Origin of the sequence: Streptomyces xantholiticus (assembly GCF_014651015.1) — a bacterium.
Taxonomy (GTDB): domain Bacteria; phylum Actinomycetota; class Actinomycetes; order Streptomycetales; family Streptomycetaceae; genus Streptomyces; species Streptomyces xantholiticus.
In genome coordinates this window covers 1-23,260 of record NZ_BMWB01000019.1, presented here as the reverse complement: position 1 = coordinate 23,260, position 23,260 = coordinate 1, and the positions used below count along the sequence as shown (strand labels likewise).

Annotated in this window: 19 protein-coding genes; 15 read left to right on the top strand and 4 right to left on the bottom strand. The window is 70.0% G+C overall.

The annotated features are described in order from the left end of the window. Nucleotides 1–152: 152 nt before the first annotated feature. The 3 genes from IE198_RS24450 to IE198_RS24440 all read right to left on the bottom strand — a co-directional run bounded on the left by IE198_RS24450 (nt 153) and on the right by IE198_RS24440 (nt 2,410). Nucleotides 153–362: a DUF397 domain-containing protein gene (locus tag IE198_RS24450; RefSeq protein ID WP_189890140.1), complete on the bottom strand. Its 210-nt coding sequence runs from the start codon at nt 360–362 to the stop codon at nt 153–155. 171 nt (nt 363–533) lie between these two features. Further along, complete coding sequence (locus IE198_RS24445) at nt 534–1,403, bottom strand: helix-turn-helix domain-containing protein (RefSeq protein ID WP_189890138.1); 870 nt, start codon at nt 1,401–1,403, stop codon at nt 534–536. A 275-nt stretch (nt 1,404–1,678) separates the two neighbouring features. Then, nucleotides 1,679–2,410 (bottom strand): GOLPH3/VPS74 family protein, encoded by a 732-nt coding sequence (locus tag IE198_RS24440; RefSeq protein WP_100107683.1) that lies wholly within the window; start codon nt 2,408–2,410, stop codon nt 1,679–1,681. A 220-nt stretch (nt 2,411–2,630) separates the two neighbouring features. Here IE198_RS24440 and IE198_RS24435 point away from each other — a divergent pair, with 220 nt between their 5' ends. The 6 genes from IE198_RS24435 to IE198_RS24410 all read left to right on the top strand — a co-directional run bounded on the left by IE198_RS24435 (nt 2,631) and on the right by IE198_RS24410 (nt 11,243). Further along, a complete protein-coding gene (locus IE198_RS24435; protein WP_229834289.1) occupies nt 2,631–5,279 on the top strand; it encodes a serine hydrolase in 2,649 nt (882 codons plus the stop codon). Between the two features lie 161 nt (nt 5,280–5,440). Continuing rightward, nucleotides 5,441–7,309: a DUF8823 domain-containing protein gene (locus IE198_RS24430; RefSeq protein WP_189890136.1), complete on the top strand. Its 1,869-nt coding sequence runs from the start codon at nt 5,441–5,443 to the stop codon at nt 7,307–7,309. Nucleotides 7,310–7,559: 250 nt separating this feature from the next. After that, nucleotides 7,560–8,294, top strand: coding sequence for an adhesin (locus IE198_RS24425; protein WP_229834288.1), 735 nt, complete (start codon nt 7,560–7,562; stop codon nt 8,292–8,294). A gap of 108 nt (nt 8,295–8,402) precedes the next feature. Beyond that, nucleotides 8,403–8,885 carry a hypothetical protein gene (locus IE198_RS24420; protein ID WP_189890132.1) on the top strand — a complete coding sequence of 161 codons (483 nt, stop codon included), beginning with the start codon at nt 8,403–8,405 and terminating at the stop codon, nt 8,883–8,885. 65 nt (nt 8,886–8,950) lie between these two features. Then, on the top strand, nt 8,951–10,099 hold the full coding sequence (locus IE198_RS24415; protein ID WP_189890130.1) for a winged helix DNA-binding domain-containing protein: 1,149 nt from the start codon (nt 8,951–8,953) through the stop codon (nt 10,097–10,099). A gap of 634 nt (nt 10,100–10,733) precedes the next feature. Next, a complete protein-coding gene (locus IE198_RS24410; protein ID WP_189890129.1) occupies nt 10,734–11,243 on the top strand; it encodes a hypothetical protein in 510 nt (169 codons plus the stop codon). 308 nt (nt 11,244–11,551) lie between these two features. Here the strand turns inward: IE198_RS24410 and IE198_RS24405 are convergent, their stop codons facing one another. Beyond that, nucleotides 11,552–12,220: a class I SAM-dependent methyltransferase gene (locus tag IE198_RS24405; RefSeq protein ID WP_229834286.1), complete on the bottom strand. Its 669-nt coding sequence runs from the start codon at nt 12,218–12,220 to the stop codon at nt 11,552–11,554. A 126-nt stretch (nt 12,221–12,346) separates the two neighbouring features. On the opposite strand from IE198_RS24405, the gene IE198_RS24400 reads away from it, so the two are divergent. The 9 genes from IE198_RS24400 to IE198_RS24360 all read left to right on the top strand — a co-directional run. After that, a complete protein-coding gene (locus IE198_RS24400) occupies nt 12,347–12,682 on the top strand; it encodes a non-heme iron oxygenase ferredoxin subunit (RefSeq protein ID WP_229834283.1) in 336 nt (111 codons plus the stop codon). After that, nucleotides 12,679–14,019 (top strand): ABC1 kinase family protein, encoded by a 1,341-nt coding sequence (locus IE198_RS24395; protein WP_189890127.1) that lies wholly within the window; start codon nt 12,679–12,681, stop codon nt 14,017–14,019. The genes IE198_RS24400 and IE198_RS24395 overlap by 4 nt, the downstream gene beginning before the upstream one ends. 72 nt (nt 14,020–14,091) lie before the next feature. Beyond that, nucleotides 14,092–15,618, top strand: a complete 1,527-nt coding sequence (locus IE198_RS24390) for a phytoene desaturase family protein (protein WP_189890125.1) — start codon at nt 14,092–14,094, stop codon at nt 15,616–15,618. A 31-nt stretch (nt 15,619–15,649) separates the two neighbouring features. Continuing rightward, nucleotides 15,650–17,005 (top strand): cytochrome P450, encoded by a 1,356-nt coding sequence (locus IE198_RS24385; RefSeq protein ID WP_189890123.1) that lies wholly within the window; start codon nt 15,650–15,652, stop codon nt 17,003–17,005. Further along, on the top strand, nt 17,005–18,504 hold the full coding sequence (locus IE198_RS24380; RefSeq protein ID WP_189890122.1) for a cytochrome P450: 1,500 nt from the start codon (nt 17,005–17,007) through the stop codon (nt 18,502–18,504). Before IE198_RS24385 ends, IE198_RS24380 begins: the two co-directional genes overlap by 1 nt. Next, nucleotides 18,497–19,648 carry an ester cyclase gene (locus IE198_RS24375; RefSeq protein ID WP_189890120.1) on the top strand — a complete coding sequence of 384 codons (1,152 nt, stop codon included), beginning with the start codon at nt 18,497–18,499 and terminating at the stop codon, nt 19,646–19,648. The genes IE198_RS24380 and IE198_RS24375 overlap by 8 nt, the downstream gene beginning before the upstream one ends. Next, nucleotides 19,641–19,934, top strand: a complete 294-nt coding sequence (locus IE198_RS24370; RefSeq protein WP_189890118.1) for a hypothetical protein — start codon at nt 19,641–19,643, stop codon at nt 19,932–19,934. Before IE198_RS24375 ends, IE198_RS24370 begins: the two co-directional genes overlap by 8 nt. A gap of 64 nt (nt 19,935–19,998) precedes the next feature. Then, a complete protein-coding gene (locus IE198_RS24365; RefSeq protein WP_189890116.1) occupies nt 19,999–21,561 on the top strand; it encodes an MFS transporter in 1,563 nt (520 codons plus the stop codon). Nucleotides 21,562–22,984: 1,423 nt separating this feature from the next. Continuing rightward, the coding region (locus IE198_RS24360; RefSeq protein ID WP_229834281.1) for an RNA polymerase sigma factor at nt 22,985–23,260 on the top strand (276 nt) is incomplete at its 3' end.

Below are 23,260 nucleotides of genomic sequence, written 5' to 3'. Positions count from 1 at the left end.
TCCGGGGGTTGAGCCGAGCCCCCTCGGCCGGGACGGCGGACCAGTCGAGAGGGCTCTCGGTATTGTCTTGGTGCAGTGAGGCGCTCGAGTGCTCGAGTCCTCGTGTCGGTGGATCCGGGGTGTCGTCGTTCGTGCTGCGGGCGGTGACGCGCTCAGCCGAGGTCGAACGCGCCGTCGCCCACTTCGTTCACGAAGGCGTTCCACGAATCGGGGACGAAGCTGATCGTCGGGCCTGCGGGGACTTTCGAGTCCCGGACGGAAACCGCCTGGACGACCGGGGACCTGACCTCGATGCATGCGCCGTTTCCGGTGGAGTACGAGGACTTCGTCCAGGTCTCCGTCGCGCCCTGAAGGATTGCCATGTTCGCTCCGCTTTTGGCAAGTGGTGTGATTCCAGCCAACGTTGTTGCTGGCGTGATCGACGCTACTCGCCGAGCGCGGGGGGTGAGGCGGGCGTTCACTCGACCGGATGGCATATTCCATGCGACTCTTCCGTCGCACTGTGGCTCTGGTGTATCGTTCCGCCTCTTCCGTCAGGCCCGGTCTCCCTGGGCGTACGTCTTGGCGATGTCGGCGATGAACTGGCGGGTCTGGTCGACGTTCAGTGCCTGCGCGCGCAGATGCTCGTACATGACGCTGTACTTCTGGACGTCGTTGGCCTTCTCCAGATACAGGTCGCTGGTCACGCCCTCGATGTAGACGACGCTCGAGTCAGAGGCGTCGGGGAACTCGAGGATCGCGTACTGCCCGTTGATGCCCGGGTGCGCGCCCATGTCGAACGGCAGTACCTGCACAGTGACATGGGGCTCGTGCGACAGCTCCACCAGATGCTCGAGCTGCTCGCGCATCAGCTGCTTCCCGCCGACCTCCCGCCGGAGCGCCGCCTCGTCGATCACCACCCACAGACGCAGCGGGTGCTCGCATTCCCTGATCCGCTCCTGGCGGCGCAGTCGCACACTGACGCGCTTCTCGATGTCGGTCGTCCCGCTCTCGGGCAGCGCACCGGCGATCAGCGCCTCCGCGTACTGCCGCGTCTGCAGCAGACCCGGCACGACCTGCGGCTCGTACACCCGCAGGCTGGCGGCGTCGGTCTCCAGGCCGATGTATACGCTGTACGGGATGTCGCCGAAGGCGTGCCACCAGCCCTGCTGGCGGGAGTCCTTGGCCATCTGCATCAGCGAATCGACGATGCGGTGGTCCTCGACCTCGTACACCCCGCACAGGTCGCGGACATCGCGCTGGCTGATGGAGCGGCGGCCGTTCTCCAGACGGCTGATCTTGGACTGGGAGACCAGTAGGCGCTCCGCCACCTCCTCGGCCGTCATGCCTTTCATCTCTCGGAGCCGACGCAGCTCCTGCCCCAATCGGCGTCTCCTGACGGTGGGGTTGACGTTGGACGCCACGGAAACTGCACCTCCGGCTGGGTAGCTGTGCGTATCTACTGCTGAGCAGATTGCCACCAATGGTGCTCGTCGCGCTGCGAAATGGCCACACACGCGAACGTGGCGGCGCTCGCCGCAGGTTGCCGCTGCACGGCTGTGACTGCATACGCGAACGCGCGGGGCAGCGGCGTGGCTGCCCCGCGCGTTCCTGTGCGGCTCCCGGACCTTAGACGGTGCGAGGTCCCCGGTGGGGTGTTCGGCGGTGCGGTGGTGCGGCGGTGCTGTGCGAACCGCGCTCAGTGCGCGGCGACGCGTGCGGCCATGCTGCCGCGGCGCGGCTGCATCGGCACGGGACCCGGCTGGCGGCCGCCCGCGGTCGCTGCCTGGTTACGGCGCGGCTGGGCGGCCGCACCGTTCTGGACGTCCATCACCGCGTGCGCGACGAGGCCGCCCATCGGGTCGTGCCTGATGAGGTCCCGCAGGCGGGACCGCGAGGAACGCCCTTCGTTGCCCGGGTACAGGTGCTTGCCGAGTCCGACCGCGTGGGCCAGCGCGGCGAGCGCCGCGGTCCGCGGGTCCGGCGGTACGCCGGTGCGGATCGCACTGTCCAGCCGGGCCCTGATGTCCCGGCTGATGGCCGTGTCCGTCGCCTGGTAGCGAGTCGTCGGCAGCACTCCGCACATCTGGCCCGCCACGGCATGCACCATGCCGCACCGCTCCAGATGCGAGAGGTAAATCTGGCGCAGCCCCAGCCGGGGCCCGCCGATCCAGTGGACGGCCCGGACCGGACTGCCGCGTCTGCGCAGCAACTCCAGTGCGGAGTCCAAAGTCGGATCTCCTGTCGGCCGTGGCATCACCACGGCGATACGATCCCCGTCTGGGGCTATCCGTCCTGCCAGAGCCAGCTCTACTAGCTGTGCCCCGGCCAGGCCGAGGTCGAGCGACTGCGGCTGCGCTGTGGTACCCGTTGCCGGGTCCAGAGCGAGCAGCAGAAGCTCCTCCGGAATTGTTCTGCGGCTCCTGCCCATCCATGCCTCCCCGCGTGGATGAATGACAGGGTGACCCCTCTCACATTGGTCTGTCGAGAGCGCCTGGGTGCTTTGTTAGGGAACCGATAACTATGTCGTTCTCGTCTAGCACGGGAGCCAAGCGCTCACACGGGACACTGGTAGATGGTTCGGACATGAGGGCCGGCGGCTGGCCGCCGGTTCTCGGCGTTCGTGAAGACATACGCATGGCGCGTGGCAGATGACTCATGGAGGAGGCACGGTGGCGGGCGAGTCCCCCGACAGGTCGGAGCAGCGGAAGTCGTCGGGGGAGACGACTCAGGAGGAGCGCGACCCGCGTCTCTCGGTGTTCCGCCAGGCCGCGCACGAGCCCGGCTCGGACCATGACACCTCCTCGTCGTCGACGGACGACAGCCCCGAGGACCCCTCCGCCACGCCCAATGACGCGCGCCTGCGCGCGGCGGTTGCGGCCTGGGTGGCGACGGCGGACGACGCGCCGGACGGCGAAGCCGGCTCTGCCGCGTCGCCGTCGCAGGCGCCGGCCCCCGACCCGGCCGACGCGGCGGGTAGTACCGGCGGCTCCGCCGCCGGTGAGGCGGCCGACGCGGACCTGGGCGCGGACGGCGCGGGGGCCGCCCAGGGGGCGGCCTCGGGTGCGTCGAGGGCCGCGGACCGGCCCTCTGAACACGACTCGGCCACCGGGAGCGAGGCAGGCGGCTCCGCCGCCGACGAGCCGGCCGGCGCCGCGGCCGACGGCGACGGTGCCGAGGGCGCGGCGGACGCGCATGGGAACGAGCCGGACGACTCCGGTCCACGTCGGCGTCCGGCGGACGCCGACGTGGATGTGGATGCAACGGACGACGGTGACTCCTCCGGCGGGTCCGGCGCAGACGCGAGGGACTCCGCGGAACTCTCCGCCGAGGCCGTCCCGCCCGCGGACGCGACGTCCGCCGTGAAGCCGGCCGACGCCGCGGACCCGTCCCCGGAGGGCGGCCCCGCGGGCCGGTCGGACGAAGCCGGTCAACGGGCCCCTGCGGGCGACTCGGGCGCGAGGGAGGCAGCCCCGGCCCGTGAGGGCACCATGACCCTCTCGGTCGTCCGTAAGCCGGCCGGTGCCGCGGACTGCGCGGACGGGCCCGGAGCGGACCGCTGCGCCGAGGCCGGGGCGGACGCGCCTGAGGGTGCGGAGCGGTCCGCCGCCACGACCGCGAAGAGCGGTGCGGGGGCATCGTCCGGTGCGGGTGCAAAGAGCGAAGGTGGTGTCGACCAGCCGACGACGATGTTCAAGGCGCTGCGGCGGCCGCCCATGGACCAGCCCACCACCGCGCTCAAGCTGCCCTCGCTCCCGAAGCCCGCGGCCAAGCCGGCGTCGCGGCCGGAGCCGGAGCAGGAGCCGGAGCCGGAGAGCGACGCCGAGCGCACCAGTACCTTCGTGCCCCTGCGCCGTGACGACGTGCGACCCGCACCGGCCAAACCCGCAACACCCACGACACCCGCGACACCCGCAGCACCCACTGCGCCCGTCGGCACCGGCGTGCCCGCCGAGCAGCCCCCGGCCTCCCTCGGCGAGGCCGAGCGGACGCGGCAGCAGCCGATGCCCCCGCTGCCGCCGCTCGACCTGCTCGCCGAGCTGACGAACACTCCGCCGCCGCCAGAGACGCCGGTCCGCACGGTCGTGCGGCGGATCAAGATCTGGACGCCGCTGGTCCTGCTCCTGATGATCGTCTTTGCGGTCGTACAGCTCGTGCGCCCGCTGCCGGACCCCACCCTCGCGCTGACCGCCGAGGAGACGTACACCTTCGAGGGCGGCAAGCTCGAACTGCCGTGGCCCGCCGAGGGCCAGGGCGCGGCCGAGGTCGTCGGCGTCGGCAGCCTCGGTACCTACGGCGCCCAGAAGCCCGCTCCCATCGCGAGCGTCGCCAAGACGATGACGGCGTACGTGATCCTCAGGGACCACCCGCTCAAGGGCAACCAGGTCGGTCCGTCGATCACCGTCGACAAGAAGGCCGAGGAGGAGTCGAAGGCGAAGAGCGAGTCGACGGCTCCGATCAGAGAGGGCCAGAAGTTCACCGAGAAGCAGATGCTGCAGCTGCTGATGATCCCCTCGGGGAACAACGCGGCCCGTCTGCTGGCCCGCTGGGACGCGGGCTCCGAGGAGGCGTTCGTCAAGAAGATGAACGACGCGGCCAAGGAACTCGGGATGACCAACAGCACCTACACCGACCCGAGCGGTCTCAAGTCGAGCACCGTCTCCACGCCGCTGGACCAGATCAAGCTGGGCAAGGCGGTCATGGAGAACGACGTGTTCCGGGAGATCGTCAACATGACGCTCGTCGAGATCCCGGGCATCGACGGACAGATCCGCAACAACAACGACCGTGCCCTTCTGATGGAGGGCGTCGGCGGCATCAAGACCGGCTCGTCCACTCCGGCCGGCGGCAACCTGCTCTGGTCCGCCAACGCCGTCGTCGACGGCGAGATCCGCCGCATCGTCGGGATAGTGATGGGCGCGCAGGACGCTCCCCAGCTATGGCAGAAGCTGGAGAAGGCGATCGACTACAGCATCGCCCTGATCCCGCCGGCCCAGGAGGCCGTCACCTCCACAACGGTCGTCAAGAAGGGTGATGTCGTCGGTCATGTCGACGACGGCCTCGGCGGGCGCACCCCGGTCGTCGCCACCAAGGACCTGAAAGCCGTAGGCTTCGCCGGCCTCGACGTGAAGATCGAGATCGCCGAGAACGGTGACGCGATCCCGCACTCGGCGAAGGCGGGCACGGTCGTCGGCCAGGTGTCCGTCGGCGAGGGCGCCGGCAAGGTCAGCGCACCCGTCGCCCTGGAGAAGGACCTCGCGGAGCCGGGCGTCGGGGCAAAGCTGACCCGTCTCGGCTGACCGGCGCACGGGCGTCCCGGGAGGCCGGGACGCCCGCGTGCTGGCGTCCCCGGGCAACTCGGGGCGCCGGGACGGCGTCTTGAACGTGAACGGGGAGCTCACGGGCGCGCCCGGGCCGGGGGACGACGGCAGAGGGCTGGAACAGGACGGGGAGAGCCGCAGTGACCACCGCTGAGCCGACACGGGTGGACGGCAGCAGCACCACCAACGGCGGCACCGAAGGCATGGGCCCGCGAATACCGCTCGCCGAGCGCCCGTCGCCCCCTCCGGGCCCCTCGCCGGACCCGGCCGCCACCCCCACCCCCCCTCTCACGGCGGTCCGCGCCCGCCTCGTCCGCCATCCTGTCGCCCTCGCGACGGCCGTCGCCGCCTTCGTGCACCTCCTCTGGTTCTTCTTCTTCGCAAACAGCGGCGGCGACATCGCGGCCCAGGACGCCTGGGCCGAGTTCGTCGGCCGCCACCCCGACTCGGCGTACAACCTCGCCTGGTACGGCGGGATGCACCCCGTCTCGTACAGCGTGGTCTCCCCGTACGTGATGTCACTGATCGGCGTGCGGACGACCATGATGCTCGCGGGCACCGTGTCGGCAGCCCTGACCGCGTTGATGCTGGTGCGGGTCCGTGCCGTGCGCAATCCCGTGGCCTGTTCGCTCGTGGGCGTCTTCGCGTTCCTGTGCAACGCGCTGTCCGGCCGCGTCACCTTCGGCCTCGGCATGATGTTCGCGCTCGGCGCGGTCGGCGCCGTCTTCTGCTGGCCGCACCGCTGGCGTCACAACCGTTGGGCGAAGGCGGCCGTCGCCGCGCCGCTCGCGGGACTCGCCACCGCCGCCAGCCCGGTCGCGGGACTGTTCCTCGGGGTCGTCGCCGCCGCGCTGTTCCTCAACGGCCGGCGGCCCGGTGCGTATGCGGTCGGCCTCACGCCGGCCCTGGTGGTGGCGCTGTCCGCCTGGCTGTTCCCGTTCTCCGGCACCCAGCCCATGTCGCTCCCGTCGACCTCGCTGCCGTTCCTCTACGGGGTCCTCGTCTTCGTCCTCGTACCGAAGAACTGGCGCACGGTGCGCACCGGCGCCGCGGTGTACGCGATCGGCACCCTGCTGACGTGGGCGATCGACTCCCAGATCGGGTCGAACGTGTCACGGCTGCCGATGCTCTTCGCCGGTGTGGTGCTGCTCGCCGTCCTGCCGTACACGGTGCCGCGTTCGCGGAAGTGGTACGCCGTCGTGCTCGCGGTCATCGGCCTGAACGCATGGATCGGCTACAAGGGGGTGGACGACATCGCCCGTACCGCCCCGACGGCGTCGTGGAACCGCGAACTCGCGCCGCTGGTCGACCGGCTCCAGCAGGTGGACGCCGAGCGGGGCCGGGTCGAGGTCGTCCCGGCCAGCAGCCACCGCGAGGCGTCGGCACTCGCGCCGTACGTCAACCTGGCCCGCGGCTGGAACCGCCAGGCCGACATGAAGCGCAACCCGATCTTCTACGACGAGGAGAACCCCCTCACCTCCGCGAGCTACCACGCCTGGCTGCACCGCTGGGCCGTCCACTACGTGGTGCTGCCGAAGGGAGCGCCCGATTCCAGCGGCGCCGTGCTGGAGGCGGACCTCGTACAGGCGGGCCAGCCCTATCTGACCCGGATCTGGGGCGACGCCAACTGGCAGCTGTTCGCGGTGAAGGACCCGACGCCGATGGCGGAGCCTCCGGCGACCGTGGACCGTGCCGGCGCGGGGGAGCTGACCATCCATGTGCAGAACGCGGGCCGGGTGCTGATCCGCGTCCCGTACTCGCCGTGGCTCAGCCTCGTCGACGGGGAGGGCGAGGGCGTCGAGGGTCCGTACGAGACACCGGAGTCGCAGGCGGCAAAGGACGACGGGCCGAAGGACTACGTCAATCCGAACGGCTGTCTTCTGAAGGCGGAGGAGGACTCGGAGGGTGACGAGTGGACCGAGCTCCTCGCCCCGCGGCCGGGCACCTACCGGCTCGCGGCGCCTTATCAACTTCCGCGCGGAACCCCGTGTCCTGACGAGCTTCGCTAGATCCTTTTACCCTTACCGGCGTTAACACCTGTCTCGTCCCGTGCTGCTCGTGCATAGTGGACGCGCTCGGCATACTGATCGGTCGGTCCCCTGATGCAGGTGTTCATCCATGACGTGCGAACAATGCGGTGACAACAGCACAGGAACGCGGCGCGGCACGGCCTGGCCTGCGCGTGCGGGTGCGGCCGGTCCGACGACCCGGTGCCCCGGCAGGGGAACGCGCCTGCCGGCACTGACGATTGCGGTGGCGGTGCTGGCGTTGGCCCTCGCGGCATGCGGGCCGTACGGCAGCGACTCCCGACGCTCGGGAGCCTCGGACGACCGGTCCGGCGGTGGCGGAGCCGCCGACGACATCGGTGACCTGGGCGGCGCGCCCCAGCGCATCACCCCGACCGGCACCCCCGGCACCCCCTCCGCCTCCCCGGGCCGCGCCACCCCCAAGCCGCCGACGAAGAACGAGCCGCCCAGGAACGCCCAAAGTCCCTCGTACTCGGCGTGGGCGGGCCCCGGTTGTGCGGGCGGCGGCCTGTACCGCGAGGACGGACGCTTCGCCGACGGCACCGACGGCTGGTACACCGTCGGCTCCGGAGGCCACCGCGGCGACGGCTGCGACGGCAGCTTCACCGCGGTCCCGATGTCCGGCAGCCCCACCAAGGACCGAGGCTCCACGGCGACCTGGTCCTGGTACGTCGGCAGCGGCTACCGGACCTGCTCGGTCGCCGTCGTCGTCCCCGACAGCGACCGCGACCGGGATGTGGCGGGCGAGCCGACGACGTACAACGTTCTGTCCGACCGCGACGAGCCCGGCAGCGTGGTCAAGGTCTTCGAGATCGACCAGACGAAGCTGCGGGGCAGCGGCCTGGTCGTCGAGAAGGTACCGGTCCACGACCAGCAACTCGTCGTCCAACTCGTCGACAGGGGCCGTGACCGGGGCGGCGACGCACACCACGCGGCGGCCCAGATGCGGGCGGAGTGCCGTGCCTGACCCCCTGACATCGACCTGCCCGTCCTGCGGGAACGGACTTGCTGCATAGTGTCCGTCATGGTTTGCGAGGGATGTAGACGCACGTCACGTACGTGCCAGCAGTGCACGGTGCCCACCACCCGGACGCCGGGCCGTCATCGGGCTCCGGCGCGCCACAAGGCGCTGCTGATCACGGGCGCCGTCGTCGCGTCGGGCGCGCTGTTCACGGGCGCGGCGCTGCTGATCGGCGGCGACGCCGGCGAAGCTGTGGGCGAGCCCGCCGCGCCCGTGGCCGACCTCGAGGTCGGCGGCCGCCCCAACCTGATCGCCCCGGCGGACTCCGGGGCCGGCACCGCACCCCCGACCACCCTGCCCCCCACGTCCCAGCCGTCCCGCCAGGCCACCGGGACGGCCGCGTCGTCCACCGGCAGCCCGGCGCCTTCCGCACCGCGCTCCTCCTCCCCGTCTGCGCCCGCCGCCCCGACGCCGTCCGCAGCCGGCGCGAGCCCGTCCGGCGACTGGCGCGACAGCGACTACTGCGGCGACGAGTGGGGGGACGGCGACCACAACGGCAACGGCAACGGCCGCCGGGGCCGCGACGATTGCTGGTGAGGCCGCACGGATCCTGACGGGGGAGAGCGGCCGCGGGCCGGCGGGCGAGGCGAGAGAATCCCGGGATGGAGATCACCGCGCGCGCACTCAACCGCGCCACCCTCGCCCGGCAGTTGCTGCTCGGCCGCGAGTCGCTCGACGTCGAGACCGCGGTGCGGCGTGTGGTGGCCCTGCAGGCACAGCAGCCCGGCTCGCCGTACATCGCGCTCTGGAACAGGCTGAGCCGCTTCGACCCCGCGGACCTCGACGCGTCGTTGGCAGGCTTCCGTACGGTCAAGGCGACGCTGATGCGGATCACGCTGCACGCGGTCCACGCCGAGGACTACCGGCCCTTCCGCGAAGCGATGGAACCGACGCTGCGGGGCTCACGGCTCGGCGACTCCCGCTTCCTGGCGTCCGGACTCACCGCCGACGACGCCGATGCACTGCTTCCGGATCTGCTGAAGTGCACCGCACTCCCGCGTACCGACGTCGAGATGGGGGAGTGCCTGGCGAAGCGCCTGGGCGTACCGATGGACCGGACGGCACAGCGGCTGCTGCGGCAGTACGCCCCGTTGTGGCACGCCCCCACCGGAGGGCCGTGGTCGTTCGAGGTCCGCGCGGCGTACGTCGCTGCGAGCACCCGTCCGGTGCCGACGGACCCCGGCGTCGCCGCGCAGGGCCTGCAAGTCCTGGTCCGCCGCTGTCTGGAAGGCTTCGGACCCGCGTCCGTGGCGGACATCGCACAGTTCACGATGGTCCGGCGGCGGCGGGCCAGGACGGCGGTGCAGGCGCTCGGCGACGGGCTCGAGCAGTTGCAGGGCCCCGACGGCACGGTGATGTACGACGTCCCCGGCGCCCACCGGCCGCCGGAGGACACCCCCGCCCCGCCCAGACTGCTGCCGATGTGGGACAGCATCCTGCTGGCCTACGCGGACCGCAGCCGCGTCATACCGCCGGCCTACCGCAAGCACGTGACCCGCGTGAACGGCGACGTGCTGCCCACCCTGCTGGTCGACGGCCACGTCGCCGGCGTCTGGCGTGCGGTCGACGGAGCGATCGAGGCGACCGCCTTCCACCCGCTGCCGCGCGACGTCTGGAAGGACCTGGCAGCGGAAGCCGAGTCGCTCGTGAGGTTCCTCGCCCCCCGCGCCCCCCGGGCCTACGGCCGCTACGACCACTGGTGGACCAAGCCCTTGCCTGCCGCCGAGACCCGACTGCTCCCCGGCAGCTGAGGTGTGGCGCTGCGGGAGACGAGCGCCGGCGTCGCAGGATGCTCGGGCTGTCGACGTTCCGAAGGGGTTGTCGATCACAGGACGCCGCAGCCCGCCCGGTCCGCGGCTGGCCGGCTCATCGAGCTGTACCGCACGGGCGAGCGGCCGGCCCGTCTCTCCGCCCCGGACGGGTGACAGCCGAAGTCGGCTTCGGTGCCGGCGGCACCTGAGCCCGCCGGTAGCCGCTGTCCCCCGGGGTGGGTCCTGACCCGGGCAGCGCCGGCTTCCGTGCCCGGTGGCACCGCCGTACTCCGCCGCTGTTACGGCACGCCTTCCGGCCGGCGCTCTGTCGCCACGAAGCGGCCCCTGACCCGGAAAGGTGGATCAGGTGCCGTTGTCGTACGTCCGGGCGCTCAGCCGCCGCTCCCCGGCAGCCGGTGCGTCACTGATCTGCACGACCAGGGGGCCATGAGATCCGAGGGGTTCTCTGGGGCTGTTGACCTGCGGCTCTCGCAGGGTGAGGCCTCAAGGGCCGGTGGTACGCACGGTAGTCGCGGTTGCACGCTGAGTCAGGATGGGTTCTCTGGATCTCGAGCGCCCCATCCGGAGCGGCTCGTCTCATCTCGCATCAGAGTGCATTGAGGAGAAGCACGAGATGATATCTGTCAAGATCCGCGGCTCCATCATGGCCGTCACCGCGGCGGTCGCCGCCGCCACCGTGTTCATGGCCCCCACAGTCTCGGCCGACACGAAGCCCGCCCCGTCCGCCGCGGTCGTCAACGGGGGCGAAGAGAAGGACAAGGACAAGGGCGAAGAAAAGAGGAACTGCGGGCCGTTCCTCTCGCAGCTGGACGGCCGGCTGCAGCTGGCGTGGGATTCGCTCGACAGCACGGCTCCGCAGATCCCCACCGCGCGCACCGCTCTGTCGCAGGCCGACCGCAGGATCACGGCGCTGGAGGACAGCAAGTGCCTGTGCGCGGCGGAAGTCGACCTGCTGAGGGACCTGCTGGACGCCGTGCTCGCCAACCTCGACGGCACCGCGCCGAACGTACCCGAGGCGCAGGAGCGCCTGGCTCACCTGATCCTGGCGGTCGACCTGCTCCGGGCCGGGTTCACGTGCGACAACGGAAAGTGCGGCGGCAACGACGTCATGTCCGACGGCTGAGCACGCTGTGAGGCTGCCGGACACCCCCTCGGAAGTTCACTTCCGAGGGGGTGTTCGACACTCCGACGAAGGTCGGAGGATGTGCCCCGGCAGGGGCGTCCGTCCGACCGCCCACCGCCGTCCCGCGCGGGCCGGACGGCCTTCGGATCACGCACGACCTGCCGCGGGCGGGACCGGTCCCTGCGAGGCCCCCGGCCCTACTCGAGTACCCGCACCGCTTCCACACCCGCCCGACACCCTGCTGATCCCGCACCGGCGCCGGCCTTCCACAGAGAAGGGCTGAAGGCGACGCAGGAACCGCAGGCGGTTCAGACCGTGGTCTCGAAGAGGGCGACGGAGCCGCGCACCGAAACCTCGTACCGCGCGAACCTGCGCTCCAGTTCCGCCTCCAGTTGCTCCAGTGAGTCGTCCCTGTTGTGGAAGACACGCTTGCGGTTGAGGAGATCCAGCTGGGCTCTGGAGATGGGGGTGTGACCTACCCCATGGGCGAGCACCGTGCTGCCGAAGACGCGGGCACCGGGGTCCAGATGCGGCAGCAGATGGTCGAAGAGCGCCGACTTCCCGGACATCCCGCCGGGCAGGCAGTGCAGTACGAAATTGAGCGAGGCCGAGGAGAAGCGCAGACCGCCGAGATCGTACGGCTGCAGGATGTCGTGCTGGTGAACGGTGGGCCGGAAGCGCTCGACCCGGAGCCGGGCCCGCTCCAGCACCGTCGGGTTCAGATCGAGCAGCGCCAACTGCGGTTGCGGGGACGGGAATCGGCAGCGGTCGAGGAAGTATCCGGTGCCGGGTCCGATGTCCAGATGCCGCGCGGAGACATGGCGGTCGTACTGAGCGGCCATCGCCTCCCGGGGGCACCGCCACACCGCCGGGCTCACCACACCGAGCACGAACGCGTCGTACACCTTGAGCATCGAGGCGGAGTAGATGGCGGTCGCCGCGGCGACCGGGCTCTGCTGCGCGACATGACGGTCCATCGGGAGCCTCCCTGATCGGTGTTGCTGATCCTAGAGGTGTATTCACGGCGCCTCTTCGCGGATCAGAGGGGGAGAGGACGGCTGTGGCTGAGGCCGGAACCCCGTGGACCGAGAGGAAACAGCGCTGTGGACATCAAGGAAGAACTCCGTGTGGCGAAGCTGGCGGACGTGCCGTCCGGGGAACTGCTGAGTGTGGACTACCACGGCGTCCCGGTGCTCCTCGCCAACGTCGGCGGCACGGTCTACGCGGTGCGCGACGAGTGCTCCCACGAGGAGGCCCCGCTCTCCGAGGGAGAGCTGGAGGACGACACCAGCGTGACCTGCCCCTGGCACTTCAGCCGGTTCTGCCTCCGCACGGGTGCGGCGCTCGACGCCCCGGCCGAGGACCCCATCGACACCTACACGGTGCGGGTCGAGGACGGGGAGATCCTGCTCTCCGGGAGGGGCGGTGCGGCCCGGTGAGCGAGCTGCCGAAGGGGATGGTACGGCGCTCCCTGAGTGTGGCGTCGCTGCCGATAGGTCTGGCCGGGCGCACAGCGTTCGGGCTGGCGCGACGGTTGGCCGGAGGCGCCGAGGCGACGATCAGGACCGAGATCGAGGAGCGTACCGCCAAGCAGCTCTTCGCCGTCATCGGTGAACTCAAGGGCGGTGCACAGAAGTTCGCCCAGGTGCTCAGTGTGATGGAGAGCGCCCTGCCGGAGAATGTCGTACGTCCCTACCGTGCGGCGCTCACCAGTCTTCAGGAGTCGGGGCCCGCCCTGCCGGCGCGCACCGTGCACGAGGTGCTGCGCGAACAGCTCGGGGCGGACTGGCGGAAGCTGCTGCCCGAGTTCGACGACCGTCCGGTGGCCTGTGCTTCGATCGGCCAGGTGCACCGCGGGCGCTGGCACGACGGTGCCGACGTCGCGGTCAAGGTCCAGCATCCGGGCGTGGCGGAGGCGATCACTTCCGACTTCGGTCCTTTGACCCGGATGGGATGGATCCTCGACCGGTTCACCGGCGGTGAGGTCAACATCAAGGAGATGGTGGCGGAGCTGCGCGAGCGGATGGTCGAGGAGCTCGACTACCGCCAGGAGGCCGAGTCCCAGGCGGCGTTCGCCGAGGGATTCGCCGACGATCCGGACTTTGTCGTGCCCCGGGTGGTGGAGGGCACCGACCGGGTCCTGGTGTCCCAATGGCTGGACGGTGTACCCGCGTCCAGCGTGATGGCCGAGGGCAAGCAGGAGGACCGCGACCGGCTGGGGCTGCTCCTGGCGCGGTTCCTGTTCGCCGGACCGAAGCGGGTCTCTCTGTTGCACGCCGACCCGCACGCGGGGAACTTCAGGCTCACCGACGACGGAAGGCTCGGGGTGCTCGACTTCGGCTCCGTGGCCCGCCTTCCCGACGGGCTGGCACCCTGGATCGGGCCGGTCATGCGGGCCTGCGTCGACGACGATCCGGACCGGATGGCGAAGGTGATGCGGGACGCCGGACTGCTCAAGCGGGAGAAGGACAAGGACAAGAAGAAGGACGGGGTGCAGGACTTCGGCTGGCTGCGGGGCTCGATGGAACTGCTCGCGCAGCCGCTGGGCACCGAGGTCTTCACCTTCGACAGGGAGTGGATGCGCGAGGCGGTACGCAGGGCCACCCTCTCGAAGGACGCGGACATCTTCAGGTCCCGGGTGCAGATGCCGGCGGAGCAGGCGCTCGTCCAGCGAGTGTGGATGGGGGAGCTGGCCATGCTCAGCCAGCTCGGCGCCACGATCCCGTTCCGCGCAGAGGCGGTCGAGGGCCTGCCGGGCTTCGAGCCCGAAGGCTGAGGCCTGTATCCACGGGGTCCCTGGTCTGATCTGAACAGTGGACCTGATGCCCCCCGTGGAGGTAATGCCCTGATGAGCACCGGAGAGTGGGACGCCATTGTCATCGGCAGCGGCCTGGGAGGTGTGTCGGCCGCGGCCATCCTCGCCCACTGCGGACAGAAGGTTCTGCTTTGCGAGCAGAGCGAGGGCATCGGTGGCCTCGCACACGCCTTCTCCCGCGACGGGCGCACCTTCGACTCGGCGATCCGGGTGCTCGCCGAGGGTGAGATGGTGCAGGGCCTGCTGGAGTGGCTGGGCGTGCAGGACGAGTGCGAGCTGACCGTCATCGACCATCTCTACCGGGCCGACTTCCCGGACATGAGCGTCTTCGCGCCGACCGGCCTGGAAGAGTTCATGGAGGCGCACATCCGGCTCTTCCCTCAGGAGGAGGAGGGGATCCGGGCGTTCTTCCGGCTGCGCCGGCAGATGTTTCTGGAGACGGCGCAGGCGCCGATGCGTGTCACCGATCCGTCGGCCCTGGGGCAGATCGCCGAGCTGCTGCCCACGCTGATGAAGTACCGCACGTCGACGCTGGCCGACGTCATGAACGAGTATCTGCGCGACCCCAGGCTCAAGGCGATGTGCTCGGCGCTCTGGCCCTATATGGGAGCCCCGCCCTCGCAGTTGTCGTTCTTCGCGTATGCCCAGTTCATCGGCGTACTGATCGACGGGCCTTCGTACTGCAAGGGCAGCTTCCAGAAGCTGGTGGACGCCTTCGTGGTGGCGATCGAGCGTGGTGGCGGCACGGTCCTGACCGGTACGGCGGTCGAGAAGATCCTGCTCCAGGACGGCCGGGCCGCCGGGGTACGTACGGCGGACGGCGAGGTGTTCACCGCACCGGTCGTCATTTCCAACGCCGATGCCCGGCAGACCTTCGAGGAACTGGTGGGCACCGAGGAACTGCCGGCGCGCTTCGTCAAGCGGCTGGGCCGGATGAAGCCCTCGATGTCCGCCTGTGTGGTGTACGCGGCCACCGAGCAGGATCTGCTCGCCGAGAACCCGGCGCACGAGACGTTCAAGTACAACCACTGGGACCACGAGGACACCTGGCAGGACGTGCTGGGCGGCCGTCCCGGGGGCATGTCGCTCTCGGTCATGACGATGCTCGACCCGGAGCTCGGCCGACCGGGGGAGCATCTGCTCATCGGTACTGCGGTGGCGCCCTACCAACGGCCCGACGGTGTGCCCTGGCACGAGCAGAAGGACCGTTTCGCCGACGCACTCCTAGGCGAGTTCGAGTCGGTCTTCCCCGGGCTCCGCAAGAACCTGACGTTCCTTCAGGCGGGCACTCCGCAGACGATCGAGCGGTTCACCCGCAATCACCAGGGAGCGACGTACGGCTGGGCATTGACGCCCAACCAGATCGGCGGCAAACGGCTCGCCCACCAGTCCCCCCTGCCCGGCCTCTTCCTCTCCGGCCACTGGACCGAGGAGGGCCCCGCCTCCTTCCGCGTCATCCTCTCCGGCATGAACACCGCCCGGGAGGTGCTGGCGCACCTCGGGACCGGGATCGACGTGCCCACCTTCAAGCCCGACGACGTACCCCAGCTCGCCCTGTGACCCACCGCCGCTCAGGAAAGGCCTCGTTCGCATGACCACCACGCTCGTGCCCCCCGGCCCCCGCGGCCATCCCGTGCTCGGCAGCATCCGGGAGATACAGCGGGACAATGTCTCCGCGTTCATGGAGGCATTCCGCCACCACGGGGACATCGTCAACTTCCGCGGGCCGCTGCGGATCAATCTGCTGGCCCACCCCGACTACGTACAGCATGTGCTGCGTGATCAGCACAAGCGCTATCCGCGTCCGCGCAAGGTGCAGGGCTGTCTGAGCACGATCGTCGGAGACGGTCTGGTCGCCGCCGAGGGCACCTCGTGGCTCCGCTCGCGACGACTGACCCAGCCGGCCTTCCACCGCGACATCCTGCGGCGGTTCGGTGACTCCTTCACCGCCTCCACGGCGGAACTGCTCGACGGCTGGGAGCGGCGGGCCCGCGACGGAGAGCCACTGGACATCAAGTCGGAGATGATGCACCTGAGTCTGGCCAACCTGGCCCGCGCGCTCTTCAGGACCGAGTGGACGGACGAGGTGTCCAGGATCGAGCCGGCGGTGCAGGAAGCCCTGGGCTTCACCCACCGGCGGATGACCTCGCCCGTCGACCCGCTGAAGTTCCCGTCCGCGGCGCGCACACGCTTCCGTGGAGCGCTGGAGACGATCAACTCTCTGCTGTACCCGATGGTCGCCGAGCGCCGGCGCGACGGCGGCGGGGACGACCTGGTCAGTCTGCTCATCGACGCCGTGGACCCGGAGTCGGGTGGCAGGTTCACCGACGAGCAGATACGGGACGAGGTCAGCGGGTTCTTCGTCGCCGGGCACGAGACGGTGTCCACCGCCCTGAGCTGGACCTGGTACCTGCTCTCCCTCAACCCCGAGAGCCGCAGGCGGCTGCAGGCGGAGGTCGACGAGGTCCTCGCGGGCCGCGTGCCCACGGTCGACGACCTGCCGAAGCTGACCTACACGACCATGGTGCTCCAGGAGTCCATGCGGCTGTATCCGCCGATCTTCGTCTATATGCGGTGCGCGGCCGAGGACGACGTGATCGGCGGCTATCACATTCCCGAGGGGCGCTGGGTGGTGGTGTGCCCCTACGTCACCCACCGGCACCCGGAGTTCTGGGACAACCCGGAGGGGTTCGAACCCGAGCGTTTCACCCCCGAGAACAGCGCGAACCGGCATCGCATGGCGTATCTGCCGTTCGGAGCGGGACCGCGCAAGTGCATCGGCGACTCCTTCGCCATGCTTCAGATGCCGCTCGTCGTCGCCATGATCGCCCAGCGGTTCCGGCTCGATCTGGTCGACGGCCAGCAGGTGTTCCCGGAGCCCGCGATCTCACTGCGTCCCCGGGACCCGCTGATGATGTGGCTGCGACCGAACGAGGAGACCCTCTGATGGCAACCCCGACAGTGCTCACCGCGCGACAGGCACCGGGCCCCAAGGGGGAACCGGTACTGGGCAACGCGCGCTCGTTCCAGGCCGACATCCTCGGTGCCCTCCAGCAGGGCCGGCGGGGGTACGGGGACGTGGTGCGGTTCGACGGAATCGGCCCGCTCTTCCCGGTGTTCTTCGTGGCCCACCCCGAGGGGATCAAGGAGATCCTCCAGGACAAGCACCGCAACTTCCCCAAGACGCCCTTCGTCAGCGACCGTTGGCGTGCTCTGGTGGGCGACGGGCTGATCTGCAGCGAGGGCGACTTCTGGAAGCGGCAGCGCCGGCTGTGCCAGCCGGCCTTCCACCGCAGGCTGGTCAACAGCTTCGGCGAGAACATGACCGAGGTCACCGGTGAGCTGCTCGACCGCTGGGAGGCGGCGTCCCGCTCCAATCAAGAGGTCGACGTCACGCTCGACATGACGCGGCTCGCGCTCAGTGTCCTCGGCGGTGCGCTCTTCGGCGCCAACTGGCGGCAGGACTCCGAGGTCATGGCGCACGCCGTCGAGGTGGCCATCGGTGAGGCGTACAAGAAGTTCGGCAAGTTCGTCAGCCTTCCGGAGAGCGTGCCGACCCCGGCCAATCTCCGCTTCGCCAAGGCCAGGCGCAGCCTCGACGACGTCATCTACCGGGTCATCAACGCACGCCGGGCCGACCGGGGCGAGCACCCGGACGACCTGCTCGAGGCGCTGATGACCGCCACCGAGGACGACGGCAGCGGGATGACCGTCGAGCAGGTCCGCAACGAGGTCATGACCTTCATGTTCGGCGGCCACGAGACGGTTGCCTCCGGTCTGACCTGGGCCCTGTATCTGCTCTCCCGTCATCCCGAGGTGTACGGGCGGATGGAGCAGGAGGTGGACGAGGTGCTCGGCAGCCGGGTGCCCACCGTCGACGATCTGCCGCAACTTCCCTACATCGACCGGGTGGTGCGCGAGTCGCTGCGGCTCTACCCGCCGGTGTCGTTGATCTCCCGCACTCCGCAGGAGGACGACACGGTCATGGGCTATGACATTCCCAAGGGCTCGATGGTCCTTCTCTCCGCCTTTGTGACGCACCGTCACCCGGAGTTCTGGCCCAACCCGGAGGGCTTCGACCCCGACCGCTGGATCGAGCTCGGTGAACAGGGACCGCACCGCTTCGCCTGGTGGCCGTTCTCCGGCGGCCCCCGCAAATGCATCGGAGACGTCTTCGGGCTCCAGGAGATGAAACTGGTCCTCGCCATGATGGCGCAACGGGTACGCGTACGCCTGGTGCCCGGGCACGCGGTCGTGCCCAAGCCGGGTATCACCCTCGGCCAGCAGAACGGTGTCATCGCCACGGTGGGGGTGCGCGAGCGGAGCCGTACCACCGTGTCGACCGCGCCCCGTACGGCCGTCTCCGCACCTCAGGGATGCCCGGTGACCGGAGCGCAGGCCGCGCCCCCGGCCGCCGTGAGTGGATGCCCGGTGGCCCATGACTGAGACACGGATCGGCGCACCGACCGACCCGGCTGCCGAGACCGTGTGGCGATGGATCCACGAGTGCGGCAACGCCCGGCGGCGCGAGCTGGTCGGCAAACTGGTCACCGACGGCTTCCGTATCCACGGCACGGCCTGGATGGGGCGGGCCTGGACGGGCGCGGATCTCCGCGGCCCCGACGCCTGCCGGACCTGGCTGCTCACCCTGCACCGCGCCTTCCCCGACCTCACCACCACGGTCGAGGACCTGTTCTGTGCCGGGGACCGGGTGGTGGTCCGCATCACCCACCGCGGCAGCCACCGTGGCCCCTGGCTGGGGCTGGCGCCCACCGGACGTGCGGTGGAGTTCTCGCAGACGCTCATCTGCCGTATGGAGAACGGCAGAATCGCCGAGATCTGGCAGGAACTCGACGCACTCGGCCTGCTCATCACGCTGGGCGGGGCCCCGCCCATGGGGACGGCAGGGCCGGCGCAGGCGCTGCGCTGGGCTGCGGGGGCCGCGGCCAGGACCGCTCTCAACCGGGTGCCCCAGGACCGGCCCTGGCCGTGGCGGGGCACCGGCTGGCAGTCGGTGCCGCCCTTCCCCGGACACCTGTCGGGAACCGGGGACCCGGACGGCACGGAGCTCGCGGCGAACGAGAAGACACTGCACCGCTGGATCGACGAGTGCGTCAATGAGCAGGCGGTGCACATCTGTCCGGAAATATTCCACGAGTCCTATCTCGGCCACTCACCGCCGCACGCCGAGCCGGAGCCGCTGCACGGCCCCGAGGGCTACGCCCGGTTCATCCGCGGGATTCTCACCGGCTTCCCCGATGCCCACGCGACCATCGAGGACATGGTCAGCGCGGGCGACCGGGTGTGCTGCCGGGTGCGGATGACGGGCACGCACCGCGGGGTCTACCGGGATCTGACACCCACCGGGCGCAGGTTCAGAATGTCGCAGATCGTCGTCTGCCGGATGATCGACGGCAAGATCGCCGAGAGCTGGCAGGAGATCGACGGTGCGGGGCTGCTGCTGCAGCTCGGCTATGTACCGCGGCCCGGCAGCAGGCCGCTGGGAATGCTCTCCTGGTTCCTGCGGCTCGGAGCGTCCCTCGCGGGCGCGGGCAGGCACTCCCGTGCGGAAGGAGCCGGCGGTGGCTGACAGTTCGGGAGGGATGCGGCCGGCATCGCCGGCGCGGGTGGTCGACGCCTACGGCGGAGCCGATCGATGGCGGGACATTTCCGGGATCGAGGCGGACCTGTTCGAGGACGACCGGCTCCGCAGGGCGCGCAGGGGACTGATCTCCCGGCGGCTGCACGGGATGCAGCAGTCAGCAGCGGTGTTCATGCGCCACTTCGGCCTGATCATCACACCCGCATCGGCCATCACGCGGATGTACGGCGAACCGATCGACCCCGTCCGGGAGTTCCTCGCCGGCGCCCGCTGACGCCGGCCGCTCATCTCCCCTACCGTCAAGGCCCTTCCTCAACCCATCCAGGGAGCATCAACCCATGAACCGGGCGACCATCGACAGGCGCCGTTGGCAGATCCTGGCCATCCTGTGTCTCAGCATCATCGTGATCGGTCTCGACAACCTGATCCTCAACCTCGCACTGCCGAGCATTCAGCAGGACCTGGACGCGTCCGGCAGCGATCTGCAGTGGACCATCGACGCGTACACGCTTCCGTTCGGCGGGCTGCTGCTGCTCACTGGCAGCCTGGGGGACAGGTACGGCCGCAAGCGGATGCTCTCCCTGGGCCTGGTGGTCTTCCTGGCGTTCTCGCTGGTTGCGGCGTTCGCTCCCAGTACGGAGTTGCTGATCGCGGCCCGCGCCGGCATGGGCGTCGGCGGCGCGCTGATCATGCCGGCGACCCTCTCCATCATCAAGGACGTCTTCCCGCCCGAGGAGCAGGCGAAGGCGATCGGCATGTGGGCGGGCTCCAGCGCGATCGGCATTCCGCTCGGCCCGATCGTCGGCGGTGTGCTCCTTGAACACTTCTGGTGGGGCACGGTCTTCCTGATCAATGTCCCGGTGGTGCTGATCGGCCTGATCGCCGGCGCCAAGCTGATTCCCGAGTCGCGGGCCCCGCGCAACGGCAAGCTCGACCTTGTGGGTGCCGCACTGTCGGTGGCCGCGCTGGGCACCATGGTCTACGGAATCATCGAGGCCTCCCGCGAGGGCTGGAGTTCGACCGTCACCCTGTCGACGATCGCCCTGGGCCTGGTCCTGGTGCTGGCGTTCGTCGGCTGGGAGCGGCGCACGGCCAATCCGCTGATCGACGCCTCGCTGTTCCGCGACCGCAGTTTCTCGGGCGGTGCGGTGGTCGTGGTCTGCATCAACTTCTGCCTGTTCGGGCTGCTCTTCGTGGCCACGCAGTATCTGCAGTACGTGCTCCGGTACGACCCGATCGACGCGGGGCTGCGGCTGCTTCCCTGCATCACGCTGGTCTTCGGCGCGGGCCTCGGTGTCAAGCTGGTGGAGAAGCTCGGGTTCAAGCCCACCGTGGCGGCAGGTCTGCTGGTGACCAGCGCGGGCATGGCCCTGATGGCCGCCGTGGGTACGTCGTCGGAGTCGCTGGCTCTTTCGTCGATCGCCGTCCTGGGCATCGGCATGGGTCTGTCGATGCCTGCGTGCGCCAACGCCATCCTGGCCTCGACGCCGCAGGAGCAGTCCGGTGCGGGCTCCGCGGTCACGGACGCTTCGGTGCAGGTGGGCGGTGCGCTCGGCATCGCGGTCACCGGAAGTGTGCTGGCGACCTCCTACCAGGACTCGCTGGGAAGTCTGGGACAACTGCCGCCGGGGGCCGACGAGCTCGTCCGCGACTCCATCGGCGGAGCGGCTGCCGTCGCCGGGCAGCTCGGCAGCGCGGGGGAGCGGATCGTGACCGCGGCCTCGTCGGCGTACGTCGACGGAGTGCAGGCGTCCATGCTGGCCGGTGCGGGAGTCGCATTCCTCGGTGCGGTGCTGGCGCTGGTCATTCTGCCGCGCTGGGCGCCCGAAGGGGCTGCGGCGCCGGCGGCGAAGCGCGGGGAGGGCAAGGGACAGCGGTCCGTCGAGGAGTTGGTGGATTAGGCCTGGAACGTCGGCAGGGAGCAGGCGGTCTGTCCCACCGACGGCCTGCTCCCTGCCACCCGGCGCTCCGCCGTCCGGTCAGGCCCGGTGTCCAGCCGGGGTCGCGGTTCCGCGATCCGGCACGCGGGGCGTGGGCCCGGACGACGGCGACACGGGCTCGGGCCCGCGCCCGGCGGCCGTGCGGCGCGCATCGAGGATGAGCAGTACGACGAGGACGAGGCCCAGCGCCAGTGGGGCCGGTCCCGAGATCAGTGCGCCCACGATGCACCACACGCCGAGTCCCCTCCTGCCCCGGCCCCGGCTCGCTGCCGCCGGGGCTCACCCGGCAGTTGAGCGGCATCAGGGGCGGCCCGACCGCAGACCTGCCGGTCGAGGCCGCCGTCATGCTGCGCTGGTGGGTGCGGCTCTACGGACTGGTCCGCATGGAGGCCCTGGGCCATGGAGTCCGCGATGGCCGACGGGACCGCCTTCTTCGAGCGCGAACTGGCGGACGTATGTGGGGCATTGGGCATCCGGACGTCTGCATGGTGCCCTGAACCGAGTTTCATCGGCTGCCGGTCAACCCGTATCCGAGCGGCGCTCCACCGGATCCGTACCGGTGCGGGCGCCATTCGGGCGTGCCCTTCACCGAGGAGGACGACGACGTGACGACCGATGTGCGTACCCCTGACCGGACTTCGCGGCGGCGCCGCACCCAGGGCCCAGTGGCATCTGCTGGTCCGCGGTGCGTTTGTGACGCCGTGTGGGGGATCTCCGGCTCCTTCCTCGACAGCAGTTTCACAAGCGGAGTGCACGCGGTTCCACGCTGAGGGGAACCATGGGCCCGTTCCTGGCGTGTTCGCTACCAACGGGTGGCACAACCGGGTGGCCCTGACACCGGGTGCGTCGCCCTGCTGCTGCACGGCAGCAGCGCCGCCAAGGGTCACGCGGCCGGTCTCGGCGCCGGCTGTCCGGCGTGCACCGCCCCCCACCGCGACAACGGGACACTTTCTCCTGGCGGGGAATCTGGACGACGACATCGTTCATGTGCTTCTTGCGGTACACGGAATCGGCGCGGCGATTGTTACTGGCACGTCTCGTGCGCATTAGCGCAACCCTTTATCGGGATCGATTCCGGTATGTCAACTCCGGCCTCGGACGTGGTGGAGTGCGAAAAACCCCGGAGGTCACCTGCCCGGACGCCCGAATGGAATCCCGCAAGCCGCTTGGGCCGGGTGAGCTCCAATCCATCTCGCCGTGTCGGCAGGGGAGTTGGCCTCTCCGAAGAGCCGTTGACATTCGGCCCCCGCAGCGCCTTATAGTTAACGCATGTAGCGTCAGGGACAGTGGTTATTGAGTTGGATTTTCTACTCATCGGGAGTCGCCGCACGCGCAGTCGCGTGATAGCGCCGAAGCGCCGACCGTATGGGCAACGGGGGGAAACATGGAAGATCGTGCTCTGCACCGGCTCGTGGACGAATGCCTGGCCGGAAGTCAGGAGAGCTGGAATCGGATCGTCGACCGCTACACACCGCTGATATGGGCCATAGCCCGCGGGCACAGGCTCAGCGAGGCGGACTGCGAGGATGTCTGCCAGACCACCTGGATGCGGGTCATCCAGCATCTGGGGAAGCTCAGGGATCCGGGGAAGCTGGCCGCCTGGATATCCGTCTCGGCGCGCCGGGAGAGCCTCAAGCACATCCAGAAGTCCGGCCGGAGC

Coding starts and splice junctions, on each gene's coding strand:
- IE198_RS24410 (WP_189890129.1), top strand. CDS start 10,734: ATGATATCTGTCAAGATCCGCGGCTCCATCATGGCCGTCACCGCGGCG.
- IE198_RS24405 (WP_229834286.1), bottom strand. CDS start 12,220: ATGGACCGTCATGTCGCGCAGCAGAGCCCGGTCGCCGCGGCGACCGCC.
- IE198_RS24380 (WP_189890122.1), top strand. CDS start 17,005: ATGGCAACCCCGACAGTGCTCACCGCGCGACAGGCACCGGGCCCCAAG.
- IE198_RS24385 (WP_189890123.1), top strand. CDS start 15,650: ATGACCACCACGCTCGTGCCCCCCGGCCCCCGCGGCCATCCCGTGCTC.
- IE198_RS24440 (WP_100107683.1), bottom strand. CDS start 2,410: ATGGGCAGGAGCCGCAGAACAATTCCGGAGGAGCTTCTGCTGCTCGCT.
- IE198_RS24415 (WP_189890130.1), top strand. CDS start 8,951: ATGGAGATCACCGCGCGCGCACTCAACCGCGCCACCCTCGCCCGGCAG.
- IE198_RS24450 (WP_189890140.1), bottom strand. CDS start 362: ATGGCAATCCTTCAGGGCGCGACGGAGACCTGGACGAAGTCCTCGTAC.
- IE198_RS24390 (WP_189890125.1), top strand. CDS start 14,092: ATGAGCACCGGAGAGTGGGACGCCATTGTCATCGGCAGCGGCCTGGGA.
- IE198_RS24435 (WP_229834289.1), top strand. CDS start 2,631: ATGACTCATGGAGGAGGCACGGTGGCGGGCGAGTCCCCCGACAGGTCG.
- IE198_RS24365 (WP_189890116.1), top strand. CDS start 19,999: ATGAACCGGGCGACCATCGACAGGCGCCGTTGGCAGATCCTGGCCATC.
- IE198_RS24375 (WP_189890120.1), top strand. CDS start 18,497: ATGACTGAGACACGGATCGGCGCACCGACCGACCCGGCTGCCGAGACC.